The 12,117-nt window shown below is 42.5% G+C and carries 14 protein-coding genes; 13 read left to right on the top strand and 1 reads right to left on the bottom strand.

Annotated features, from left to right (window positions below):
• Positions 1-188: 188 nt before the first annotated feature.
• The 9 genes from bacA to IEW82_RS19605 all read left to right on the top strand — a co-directional run bounded on the left by bacA (position 189) and on the right by IEW82_RS19605 (position 8,488).
• Positions 189-983 carry an undecaprenyl-diphosphate phosphatase gene (gene bacA / locus IEW82_RS19645; RefSeq protein ID WP_188699048.1) on the top strand — a complete coding sequence of 265 codons (795 nt, stop codon included), beginning with the start codon at positions 189-191 and terminating at the stop codon, positions 981-983.
• A 205-nt stretch (positions 984-1,188) separates the two neighbouring features.
• On the top strand, positions 1,189-1,470 hold the full coding sequence (locus tag IEW82_RS19640; RefSeq protein WP_188699046.1) for a phage holin family protein: 282 nt from the start codon (positions 1,189-1,191) through the stop codon (positions 1,468-1,470).
• A 168-nt stretch (positions 1,471-1,638) separates the two neighbouring features.
• Positions 1,639-3,282, top strand: coding sequence for an FMN-binding glutamate synthase family protein (locus tag IEW82_RS19635; protein WP_373285745.1), 1,644 nt, complete (start codon positions 1,639-1,641; stop codon positions 3,280-3,282).
• Positions 3,283-3,851: 569 nt separating this feature from the next.
• Positions 3,852-4,232, top strand: a complete 381-nt coding sequence (locus IEW82_RS19630; protein WP_188699042.1) for a GntR family transcriptional regulator — start codon at positions 3,852-3,854, stop codon at positions 4,230-4,232.
• 16 nt (positions 4,233-4,248) lie between these two features.
• Positions 4,249-4,959 (top strand): ABC transporter ATP-binding protein, encoded by a 711-nt coding sequence (locus IEW82_RS19625; protein ID WP_188699040.1) that lies wholly within the window; start codon positions 4,249-4,251, stop codon positions 4,957-4,959.
• Positions 4,959-5,741, top strand: coding sequence for an ABC transporter permease subunit (locus IEW82_RS19620; protein ID WP_188699038.1), 783 nt, complete (start codon positions 4,959-4,961; stop codon positions 5,739-5,741). Before IEW82_RS19625 ends, IEW82_RS19620 begins: the two co-directional genes overlap by 1 nt.
• Before the next feature lie 10 nt (positions 5,742-5,751).
• Positions 5,752-6,708 carry an ABC transporter ATP-binding protein gene (locus tag IEW82_RS19615; RefSeq protein ID WP_188699037.1) on the top strand — a complete coding sequence of 319 codons (957 nt, stop codon included), beginning with the start codon at positions 5,752-5,754 and terminating at the stop codon, positions 6,706-6,708.
• 22 nt (positions 6,709-6,730) lie between these two features.
• A complete protein-coding gene (locus tag IEW82_RS19610) occupies positions 6,731-7,876 on the top strand; it encodes an ABC transporter permease (protein WP_188699035.1) in 1,146 nt (381 codons plus the stop codon).
• 141 nt (positions 7,877-8,017) lie between these two features.
• On the top strand, positions 8,018-8,488 hold the full coding sequence (locus tag IEW82_RS19605) for a hypothetical protein (protein ID WP_229672827.1): 471 nt from the start codon (positions 8,018-8,020) through the stop codon (positions 8,486-8,488).
• A 180-nt stretch (positions 8,489-8,668) separates the two neighbouring features.
• Here the strand turns inward: IEW82_RS19605 and IEW82_RS19600 are convergent, their stop codons facing one another.
• On the bottom strand, positions 8,669-8,788 hold the full coding sequence (locus IEW82_RS19600) for a YjcZ family sporulation protein (RefSeq protein ID WP_188699033.1): 120 nt from the start codon (positions 8,786-8,788) through the stop codon (positions 8,669-8,671).
• Between the two features lie 216 nt (positions 8,789-9,004).
• Here IEW82_RS19600 and IEW82_RS19595 point away from each other — a divergent pair, with 216 nt between their 5' ends.
• The 4 genes from IEW82_RS19595 (at position 9,005) to IEW82_RS19580 (ending at position 11,949) form a co-directional block, all read left to right on the top strand.
• Entirely contained in the window at positions 9,005-9,259 is a 255-nt protein-coding gene (locus IEW82_RS19595) for a hypothetical protein (protein WP_188699024.1), read from the top strand.
• Positions 9,260-10,011: 752 nt separating this feature from the next.
• The gene (locus IEW82_RS19590) at positions 10,012-10,302 is read left to right on the top strand and encodes a YhdT family protein (RefSeq protein WP_188699022.1); all 291 of its coding nucleotides are present in this window, start codon (positions 10,012-10,014) and stop codon (positions 10,300-10,302) included.
• Complete coding sequence (gene panF, locus IEW82_RS19585; RefSeq protein WP_188699020.1) at positions 10,299-11,777, top strand: sodium/pantothenate symporter; 1,479 nt, start codon at positions 10,299-10,301, stop codon at positions 11,775-11,777. Before IEW82_RS19590 ends, panF begins: the two co-directional genes overlap by 4 nt.
• 61 nt (positions 11,778-11,838) lie before the next feature.
• A complete protein-coding gene (locus tag IEW82_RS19580; RefSeq protein ID WP_188699019.1) occupies positions 11,839-11,949 on the top strand; it encodes a small acid-soluble spore protein P in 111 nt (36 codons plus the stop codon).
• Positions 11,950-12,117 lie beyond the last annotated feature (168 nt).

The following is a 12,117-nucleotide window of genomic DNA, read 5'->3' as shown; positions in this document are numbered from 1 at the left end:
GAACCAAGCGAAGACATTCGCGCGGTAGCTGGAAAAGCGTACAAATTTAGAGTGCCAGAAATACTGGGATGAATAGGGTACCGAGAAAAGTTTGACACAAACGAATATGCAGGGTGGGGAGACTTTAAAACGTTTCTATGATAAGCTTCATTTGTACAAGATGTTAGACTACGAAGAGAGGTTATTCAATGCACACACTAAATGCAATAATTGAGGGAATTGTGGAAGGACTCACTGAATTCGCTCCCGTTTCTTCTACGGGGCACCTCATTCTTGTTGGTGACCTCATTGGATTTACTGGAAATAAGGCAAAGACCTTTGAAATTTTTATCCAGCTTGGTTCAATTTTAGCGGTGGTCGTATTGTATTTTAAAAGATTTCTTAGTTTGTTTGGGCTCTATAAAGTAAAGCGAGAGTCTCACCCACTGAATTTATTACATATCATTATCGCGGCCATCCCAGCAGTTATTCTTGGGCTATTCCTTCATGATGTTATTAAAACTTACTTATTCTCTCCCGCAACTGTTTTGGTAGGGCTTGTTGCTGGTGGCATTCTGCTCATCTTTGCTGATCGAAGGGGGAAAACGGATAAACGGGAATCGATTGATCAGCTTTCTTATAAGCAGGCTTTTCAAATTGGTCTCTTCCAATGTCTATCATTATGGCCTGGTTTTTCTCGTTCGGGATCAACGATTTCAGGAGGCTTGCTTGTTGGAGCAGGCTATAAAGCATCTGCTGAGTTTTCCTTTATCCTTGCTGTTCCTATGATGATTGGTGCAACGGGATTGGATTTATATAAAAGCTTGGATACGTTAAATGCTAGTGATCTTCCCCTTTTTCTTATAGGCTTTATCACAGCATTTATTGTCGCCATGTTTGCTATTGTTTTCTTCCTTAAGCTTTTGCAAAGGATTAAGCTCATTCCCTTTGCTATTTATCGGTTTGTCATCGCTATTGTATTTTTTGCCTATATGTATTTGTAAGAATGAACAGGAGCTTGAATGTATCGGCTCCTGTTTTTTGCTAGTCTAATGATTAATCCGCATTCCTCTGAGAGTTTCTGCTTATCGATATGTCGCCCATATTTCCTTTGCCTCATGACAACCGCCGACATATTCATTTAAACTTAACCATAAATAAGTAGTAGACGACCGTTTCTTACAGCTAATTTATGGAAGGAGAATGCCGATGGATCAGCTTCTTTCCCTTCATTTTGGTGCTTATGTTGCCTTAGGGTTCGTTCTTTATGCCATCAGACAAGCCACTCATATTAAAAATCGCTATATTCCCATTGTCGCTATCGTTTTAGGAGTAGGTTATTCATGGTTCGAATCGGGAGCTTTTAATTCCACCGTATTATTAACAGGTATTAAATACGCCTTATATGGGGTAGGGACAGTCGCCACCATTAAGTATGCTTTAGAAAAAGTAGAGACTGATTTAAAGGATGACAAGCGAAATCATAAATAAATGAACGAGCGTTCTTTTGTAGGATAAAAAAAGAACGCTTTTTCTATGCGCTGCTTTAAAAAATGGCCGTTTTTGGGATGCGACTCGGCTGAAGGGCAAAGGCTAAATGAGAATAGATCGATAACTTTCGGTAAAACTAAAGATAGCCTATGAAAGAAAAAGGAGAGGATGTCTTTGCCACTCGCACATATCTTTACGATCATTGGTTTTGTGGTCATGGTGTTAGTTGTTGTCACTTTAGTCATTATGCTTTTAACGATGTTTTTCCATGATCGCACACAGAAAATGCATCCGATTTTACGCAATTATCCAGTCATCGGTAAGGTGCGTTACTTTCTTGAAGCGATAGGTCCAGAAATGCGTCAATACTGGTTTAATAATGATAAGGAAGGACAGCCCTTTAACCGAGATGATTATGAGCATATTGTGAAAACGGCAAAATATAAACGCGATGTCATTGGCTTTGGTTCCAAACGAGACTTTGATAAAGAAGGCTATTTTGTACGGAATAATCTCTTTCCGAAACAGATGAATGAGATGAAGATGGATGAAGAAACGAAGGTTAGGACACGAAAATATTTACTTCTTAAGGATTCACTCTTTGGTTTTCGAAAAGAAAAGTTTGTAGATGATGAATCCTTAGCTTACCTTTTACATAGAGAGGATGCGATTGTCATTGGTAAGCATTCTGCCCGAGCTCCTTTTGAAGTGCGTGGCCTAATTGGCATGTCAGCAATGAGCTATGGAGCGCTTGGAAAGCATGCGATCACGGCTTTATCTGAAGGTCTGGGGATGGCCAAAGGGACATGGATGAATACTGGAGAAGGTGGACTCTCACCTTATCATTTAAAAGGTGGCGTCGATATCATCATGCAAATTGGCCCTGGATTGTTTGGTGTTCGTGATCATGATGGGAACTTTGATTGGGATGAACTGAAAAGAAAAAGTGAAATCCCGCAAATCAAAGCCTTTGAACTTAAATTGGCACAAGGAGCTAAAGCGCGTGGTGGACATGTGGATGGGGAAAAAGTCACACCAGAAATAGCTGAGATTCGTAAGGTTGAGCCGTGGAAATCGGTTGACAGCCCCAATCGCTTCAAAGAGTTTGATGACCCCTATACCATGTTGGACTGGATAGAAAAAATAAGGGAACATACAGGGAAACCAGTGGGGGTTAAGCTTGTTATTGGGAGTAACAACGCTATCTTTGATTTGGCTGCAGCCATAAAAGAAACAGGCAAATCACCGGATTTTATTACCGTTGACGGTGGAGAAGGGGGAACAGGGGCCTCTTATCAAGAGCTTATCGATAGTGTTGGCCTTCCGATTCGCTCGGCGCTGCCGATATTGGATGCCACGTTACGCCGATTTGGCATCAGAGACCGCGTTAAGATTATCGCTTCCGGAAAAATGATCACTCCTGATCGGATCGCCATTGCTCTGGCAATGGGGGCTGATCTTATCAATATTGCACGTGGTTTTATGATCACAGTCGGTTGTATTCAAGCGCTGAGATGTCAATCGAATATGTGCCCGACAGGTGTTGCTACTACTGATCCTCACTTACAACGTGCTCTTGTCATTGAAGAGAAAAAGTGGCGTGTTGTCAATTATGTTACAACGCTTAGAAAGGGCTTGTTCCGGCTGGCGGCCGCTGCTGGTATTGATTCGCCTGTTCATTTTAAACCGAGTCATATTTCATTTAAGAATAATGTGGGAGTGGTGCAATCCTTAGTAGATGTCTACAAGGTTATTGATGAACAAGTTAAAGCAGAGCCCTATCCAATAGAGGATACGTTTGTTACGAAGTGAAGCTTATTTTAAAAGATGATTGTCCTTTTACGGATAATCATCTTTTTTTAAAGTATAAAATTTCTGGTTATGAGGACGTTGCGGATTTCCACTCCAGGCCGCTCGCTTTCCGCGGGAGAGTGTTAAGCCTCCTCGCACCTTTGCACTGCTAAGTCTTACCGATCTCCCACTTCCCGCAGGACTCTAGTCTCCGCATCATGAGTCAGCGGCGCCCGAGGAACACACGCTTTTAGAGTGTTCCGAATCTCGCGCCTTGCGCTGCCATCCACATGACCCTGCGATGAAGCCTCTTTCATATTGGATGATGCTCCTATAGCTAGACAAGGACAGGGCAGGCTTTTTGCCCGGTTTTTCTTATTATAATGTCAGCATTTATAAGTTTGCGAATACTTTATAAGTTCAGGCTTGGATTTTCTCCATCTGAGACTTGCTACCCTTAGCGAATGATTTGAAAAACAAGGCTTTCTTTAGTGTGTGAAATTGGAATAATGCCTATTGACCTAAGTGTATTAAGTGATATAATACACTTAGGTTAATGAGTGTCTAAAGCCTCAATTGGAGGGGTAGATATGGATGAACGACAGGTTGGCGGCTTGAATTTTCAAATTGATTTTAGCCAACCGTTATATGAACAAATATTAGATCAATTTAGAAGCTCAATTGCAAAAGGAGAGATTGACTTGGGTGAGAAAATTCCATCCGTTAGGGAATTAGCGCAAGTCCTAAAAATAAATCCCAATACAGTAATGAGGGCTTATCAAGAGCTGGAACGTGATGGTTTGACAGAAAAACGGCGCGGCCAGGGCACTTTTGTGACGACATCTCAGGAAAAGGTGAGGCAGTTTCGCCATCAACTGGCTCAAGAATATATTGATGCTTTCATCCAACACATGGAGAATCTAGGGTATACATGGGCGGACATTGAAGCGTATATGAAAAATAAGAGGTGAAGAGAGGAGAAAGAGCATGTCTACGGTTATCCAATGTCGTGATGTAATAAAAACATATGATGATAAAAAAGCACTTAATGGCTTAACATTAGATATCCCTGAGCAGAGTATTGTGGGTGTTCTAGGCCCTAATGGATGCGGGAAATCGACTTTCTTTCGATCACTAGTTGGCTTAGTGCAGCCTGATAGTGGCGTTTTAGAAATTTTAAACCAAAAGCCTAACTGGCGGAATAATGCGGATATTGCTTACTTGCCTGATAGAGCCCGCTGGTATCCTAATCATACTGTTAGGCGAGCCTTCGATTGGGCTGAGAGCTTTTTACCCCACTTTATAAGAGAACAGGCTGAAAAGTTAGCTGATTTTATGGAGCTCGATCTGGACCTAAAGGCACGAGGGATGTCAAAGGGACAAGAAGCACGTTTGATGCTGATTTTGTGTATGGCTCGGGATGTTCCTGTCGTCATCCTAGATGAACCGTTCTCAGGCATTGATGTCCTCTCAAGAGAGCAGATTATTGAAGGGATAATCGACTATTTGCATGAACGCGAGCAAACGATTTTGATCAGTACGCATGAAATCCATGAAATTGAAGGGCTGTTTGATTTCACTGTGTTAATGGATAAAGGCAAGGCGATATGGACAGGGCGCACAGAAGCCCTAAGAGCAGAATATGGCTCAATGCACCAAGTGTTTCGTTCACTTTATAAAAGGGGGTTGGAATTATAATGGAGGCCTCTCTTTTTTGGAAGCTGGTGCGACATGAAATGAATCTAACGGGAGATCGCAGTAAAGAGAAGAAAAGGCAATTTAAAAGGGGCTGGAAAATCGGTTATGCATTGGTCATGCTCCTGCTGTTTTTCATTGGAACGACGCTCCTTATAAAAACAACAGATTTTCGCCTCTCAAATACGTGGTACTTTACGTTTGGTTTACCTTACATGGTCTTTTTTATCGGGTTTGGACATGCGAAGCGGGAATGGAGTAACGATACGCTTGGCTGGTGGCTTTCGCTTCCATACAGCCGGCTTGCTCTCATTGGTGCAAAGTATGTGGCCAATTTGATTCAGTGCCTTATGATTTTAGCGGCAATTCTTGTTGTTGGTTTCATTTATGTTGTTTACATTGCTGCCATCACGAGTTCTTTCAATTGGCCAATGATTGGCCAGTTTATGATTTTAGGCTGTAATTGGATGCTCTTAATCGCATTAGCTTGCCCCATACTGATAGGCTTAGGGCAATTTTTGGCAATTTCCCAGTATACGAATCTGAGGGTTATCACTCCCATTCTCTGGTTTTGTTTTATGGGTTTAGGCAGTATGGTTTATTGGAGCGGTGGCTTCTTCGAAAGCAAAGGCAACAATATTTATATTCAATTCTCAGGGGATCAATCGGTAACCTTTTTCCCATTTTCCACGATCTTTATTGGCTTTATAATTTTGGGGTGGGTGCTAATCTACTTTGTTATCCGCTTGACCGCCTATTTAATTGATCGAAAACTCTCACTCTAGGAGGATATATATGAATGCATTAGATATTGAGCAGGGGCAACGGCCTGTCGAGCCATTTTTGGAAGTTGAAGGTCTGACGAAAGTGTATGGTAAGCAGCAGGCGCTGAATGGGGTGAGTTTTACCGTTCAGGCTGGCAGTTCTTTTGGGCTATTAGGACCAAATGGGGCTGGAAAATCGACAACGATGAAGATATTAACGGGCGTCATTAAAGCAAATGAGGGTTCGGCTAAATTATTTGGAAAAGATGTTTCCAAGGATCAGTCGGTCGTATCAAAATATATTGGTTATGTTCCGCAGGAGATTACGCTATATGAACAGCTTAGTGCCTACGATAATCTCTACTTTTTTGGACAATTATATGGTCTAGCAGGTCAGACTTTAAAAATAAGAATTCATGAGGTTCTTGAACAAACGGGCTTATCTGATCGTAGCAAAGATCCAGTCAAAACATTCTCAGGTGGGATGAAGCGGCGGATTAATATTGCTGCAGCGCTCTTGCATCGTCCTAAGTTATTGATATTAGACGAACCGACAGTAGGAATCGATCCACAGTCTCGGAATCATATATTCGATATGATTCGCTCATTGAATCAGGCAGGAACGACCATTATATATTCTACCCATTATATGGAAGAGGTCGAAGCCCTTTGTGATGAAATTGCGATTATAGATAATGGTTTGGTGAAAGCCCAAGGAGGACTTGGGGAATTATTGGAACGGTATGGACGAAAGGCTATCTATTTAGAGATTGGTGGCAAGGTTAACCCTCCAGAGCTGACACAGGTGGATCAGGTCATCAAGGAAGGAGCCGGGTGGATATTGGAGACGGAACACGTGTCAGAGGTTATGAAGTCATTGCTCTTGATGGCATCACAAAGGGATTGGGATGTAAAGCAATTAGAAATCGTCCGTCCTTCATTAGAAAATGTTTTCTTGACAGTGACTGGAACGGCTTTGCGAGATTAAGGGATAAAAGGATGGGTGAACAATGAAGGCAGTCATGATAAAAGAATTGAAAATTATGGTTAAAGAAAAAGCAAATTTCTTTTTTTTACTAGCGATGCCGTTAATTTTTATTATTATGTTTGGGTCCATTTTCAATAATTCAGATGATACGTCTTTGACTTTTAATGTCATTGATCTCGATCATTCTTCAGCTTCAAAAGCTTTTCTAAAACAAATTGATGCCATACCTGGAATGAAGGTGAAGGCCTCTCCAACCAGTCAGTTAAAGGATGAGATTAGTAAAATTAAAAAGGGACAGGAAGCATCAATCATCGTTGTTCCTAAAGGATTTGAAACCCGTTTGACTGGCGGTGAGCAAGCGGCGATTAAGCTGTATAAGGATCCAGCTTCTGAAAGCTCTGTGGCACCCATTGAATCTGTGTTGGAGAACATAACGAGTCAATATCGGGAACAAAAACTTAGTCGAACCTTAGCTGAAATGGGGCAAACGAAGCAACAAGTTAAACAAACCCTGGCCTCGCCGATTCAGATTAAGGATGTTAAGACGGCCTCAGATAATTATAACTATATATCACAAGTGGTTCCTGGCATGACAGTTATGTTTGTCTTTTATATTATGATTTCAATGGTCCGACGCTTTTTCAAGGAGAAGGAATCAGGATTGATTTCTAGAATTCGCAGTACGAGTATAAGGCCAATGCACTATTTAATAGGCATGTGGATTCCCTTTGTAATCACAGTCATTGCCCAATGTGTGGTGCTGTTCTTATTTGGACATCTTATGTACGACTTGAATCTTGGCGATCTCTCAGCGCTTGCTTTACTCATTATTTGTATCAGCCTCTGTGGGACAGGAATTGGTCTAGCGCTGTCATTCATTGTTAGTGGGGAAACTGTTGGCATGGTTGTCACTCAAGTGATTGCTTTAGCGGGTGCGATGCTGGGAGGATTATGGGTGCCAGGTTATTTAATGCCAGACTTTGTACAAAAGCTTGGACATGTGTTTCCGCAATTCTGGGCTCAAAAGGGTTTACAAAATATTATCGTGCATCATGCACATATCGGCGGGATCATGGGTTCGGCTGCGGTCTTACTCCTCTTTGCTGTCATCGGGTTTGCTGTTGCTCTTGTTCGCTTCCCAAGTTTCTTAAGATCGGCCTCTAATTAATCAAAGCTTTTCATCCTCAACGACTAATAGGCATTTGCTGCAAAATTGGGCAGTAGAGTCCTTCTTGGAAAAGCTACAACTTTTTGTAAGAAGAATAGACTGTCATTGAGCTTGTTAATCAGTAGGAGGAGGTAATTAAGCTTGTATACAGAAGATCAGAGACAAACACCTTCACAATATCCATTCATGGGAGATGGAGCGGGCATGCCCTCATCTCAGCAGCCTGGGTTTGGCTCACAAGACGGTTGGGGTTCGAGCCATGGTGGTTGGGACCACGGACACCAAGGCAGCTGGGGCCATGGTCAAGACGGCTGGGATCATGGACACCAAGGCGGTTGGGGCTATGATCAAGACGGCTGGGATCATGGACACCAAGGCGGTTGGGGCCATGGTCAAGACGGCTGGGATCATGGATACCAAGGCGGTTGGGGCTATGGTCAAGACGGCTGGGACCAAGGGCACCAAGGCGGTTGGAGTTATGGTCAAGACGGCTGGGATCACGGGCACCAAGGCGGTTGGAATTATGGTCAAGGCTGGCCAGGATATCCAGGTCATCCAGGTTATCAAATGCCGCCACATTGGGGCGGACCTCAAGGCCCCATGCTCTTTTAATAGCAACAAGGCCAAGAGGAGTTCTTGGTCTTGTTGCTATTTACTTTTATCATAGAACTTCTTGTATGTTAGCAACGAGATCGTGCGTGGCAATGCTTGCATTTAGGTATTAATGTACAAGCGATAAGTTAAAAAAACAGCCCCTCAATATATGAGAAGCTGCTTGATTGCAGGGTAATCTTACCAAACGTAAGCTGTACCTACGATGATCAAGAGAATGAAGAGTACAACGATCAAGGCGAAACCATTAGCGCCGTAACCAGCGCCACCGCCGCCGCCGCAACCAGCTGCATAGCCCATCAAATCACTCCTTTGTTTTTTCATTCACTACAGTGTATGTGGAGAGCTTGAGGAATGGAATTGACTAGATAACTATTTTATATAAAATAGGCGAGAGGGAGGATGGCTTTGCTACCCAATCAATTGCTATGCTGGGAACATACAATGCAATAAGGACATCCCTTAACTAAAGAGTGAACGGGGAGGTCCTGATATGCTAAAGAGGTGGGCTTGATAATGGGAGACTTATTGACAATCCATTTTGGAGTCTACGTAGCCCTCGCCTTTGTCTTGTATGCGATTCGCAAAGCATTAAAACTTCCCAAAAGGTATTTACCCATCCTTTCAATTGGACTAGGGCTGCTGTTCTCTTGGTTAGAGGGCTGGGAAATCACCTTTGAGACAACCTTACGCGGTATAGAATACGCCTTGTATGGAATAGGTACCATTGAAACGGTCAAGGCGATTTTTATAAAAGAGGATGAAAAATAATCAACGGAATGTCTGGGGTAGAAATGATCTTATTTCTACCCTTTTTTTAAAAGATCAGAAAGTATAAAATTTCTGGTCATGAGGACGGTGCGAGCTTCCGCTCAAGGCAGCTCGCTTTCCTCATGCCCACACGATGTGGGTAGGGTCGGCGTTCGGCGCACCATCGGGGTCCCCGAAAAGTGCTTTTTACTTTTTGGGGTGGTAGTGATGTGCTAGCTTCGGTATTGTCACATTTATGTGACGCACTTAGCCGAAGTGCCTCAATGACGCGACGCTTTTAGCCGATCGTCCTTAGTGGCCTCCGCTCATTTTGGAATGGTTTTATCTGTGTTCCAAAGTATTGATGAATAAAAATCCCCTGATCCTGCGTCTACGCGTATGGCTTCGAAGTCAGCTTTCTCGGAACAACTCGACGTTTATTCGAGAAAATAACGCTGGCCCCGTTCCCGCAGGCGTCTCGCGCCTTCGCTCCCATCCATCTGACCATGCAATGAAGCCCCTTCCATATCTGATGATGCTCTATACCCAGACAAGGACCATGCGTGTTTTTAAGCTTGGTTTTTCTTGATGAAGCATGTATAAAATTTTGGGTACTAATGTGAAGTAGCTCATGTAGGGAAACGTATGAGAAAGAGTTAAAGAAGTAACACATTTTATCTATAAAACGCTTGGGGTGAGTCTGTTCCAGTAAAGATGAATGCAATGTAGGCGCATGTTATAATGGGAATACTTTGATTTGTAAAGGTGGATGGATGGTGAACCAGAAAAGAAATAAACGTGATTCGCGATTTATCGTTGCTCATCGAGAAGCTTGGATTGGTGTAGGGATAGCAGCGTTTAATTTTATTTGGTGGTATGGTTTTGCCTATGGTTTTGGCTCACAACCAATTTCCCACTATCATTACATATTGGGTTTTCCGGCTTGGTTTTTTTATAGCTGTATCTTGGGCTTTATTGTTGTAACAGGCTTAGTCATTGTTTTCGTAAAATGTACTTTTAAAGAGATCCCCCTAGAGATTGAGGAAGAGAGGGATGAGGAATGAATGTATGGGTTGTTGTTACTTTATTTTTATTTCTTGTCGTTATTCTTCTTATCGGAATGTATATGGGCAGGTATGTTAAGGGGCCTTCTGATTTCTTGCAAGAATATTTCTTAGGAAGCCGTCAGCTTGGTGGATTCATTTTGGCGATGTCGATGGTGGCCACTTATGGCAGTGCTAGCAGTTTTTTAAGCGGACCGGGAACAGCCTATGAGATGGGACTCGGTTGGGTGCTGTTGGCGTCAATTCAGGTGGTTACAGGTTATTTTACCTTAATGATTCTTGGTAAAAAATTTGCTATCGTTGCTCGAAAAATGAAGGCGGTAACGATGATTGACTTTTTAAAAACAAGGTATCAGAGTAAATGGGTTGCTATATTCTCAGCTGTGAGTATCGTCATTTTCTTATTTTCTTCCATGGCCGCACAATGGGTGGGTGGAGGAAGGCTCATTCAATCGATAACTGGGATGCCTTACATTAGCTCGCTGTTTATATTCACGTTAGCTGCTCTAATTTTTGTTATTATTGGTGGCTTTCGCGCATTAGCGATGACCGACATGGTACAAGGAACAATCATGTTTGTCGGAACAATGATTTTACTCATCGGCACGATCATTGCAGGTGGCGGTGTGCCCCATATTATTGAGCAAATGAAGGCGATTGATCCTAGCCTGATTACACCCTATGGTCCACATCATCAGCTGTCATCAGCCTATGTAACGTCTTTTTGGTTGCTTGTGGGCATAGGGGTTGTCGGTTTACCACAAATCACTGTGCGGGCGATGTCATATAAGGATTCACGTTCCTTGCACCGCGCCATTATTATAGGAACAATCGTGGTTGGTGTTATTATGCTTGGCATGCATTTGACAGGGGCTTTTGCGCGAACACTCATTCCTGGGGTAACAGTGGGAGATAAAATCATGCCGTTAGTAGCAATGAAGGTTTTACCGCCCTGGCTTGCCGGCATTGTCTTAGCTGCGCCAATGGCTGCCATTATCTCAACCGTTGATGCGCTTTTACTCCTGGTGAGTTCATCGCTTATCAAAGATATTACCTTGAATTATATTCGTCCCAATATGAAAGAAACAAGCATCAGGCGCCTAAGTTTCACCATTACGACTATCATCGGTATTATTGTTTTTCTTATGGCAATTCATCCGCCTGATTTGTTGATTTGGCTGAATTTATTTGCATTTGGTGGTTTGGAGTCCGCTTTTATTTGGCCAATTCTATTTGGTTTGTACTGGAGAAAGGGAAATAAGTATGGTGCCTTGGCTTCGATTCTTACGGGGGTCGGTTTATATTTGATCATACAGCTTTTAATGGATCATGGCATTATTTCTGAGCCATTTGGTTTACATCCCGTCGTTTTGCCTGTTGCTGTTTCCTTGGTAGCTTATATTTTGTTTAGCTTAGTGACAGATAGGCGAATTGATAAGGAAGGCTTGCTTCAAGAAAATCAATGGCTTTCATAAATAGAAATAGCTGTTGTTGTAAATAATGTGAAGGTAGCTGGTACTTGAAAGGAGCTTGATCATGGCAGAAAAAAAGAAGCAACGTCAAGGTGGTCAACCTAAACCTCTTAGTGGCTCTAAAAAAATTAAAAATCGCAATCACTCTCGGCAAAATCATGGTGAGGGAAGCTGAATGAGAGGGGTAACCGTTTAGCGGTTGCCTTTCTTTTTTTGCCTCAGAATAGACTTTTGCACCCGTATGTGTAAAATAGTTCTCGGTGGTATTTCTACAAAATCCTAGCCAAAAAAGAAGAGGCACTCTATCATAAATGTATGCCTACCAGAGCAAATACATCGTAGA

The organism is Pullulanibacillus camelliae (assembly GCF_014642655.1).
In the GTDB taxonomy this organism is placed as follows: domain Bacteria; phylum Bacillota; class Bacilli; order Bacillales; family Sporolactobacillaceae; genus Pullulanibacillus; species Pullulanibacillus camelliae.
Note: the sequence above shows the minus strand (reverse complement) of the source record. Positions and strands in the feature narration are given on the sequence as shown.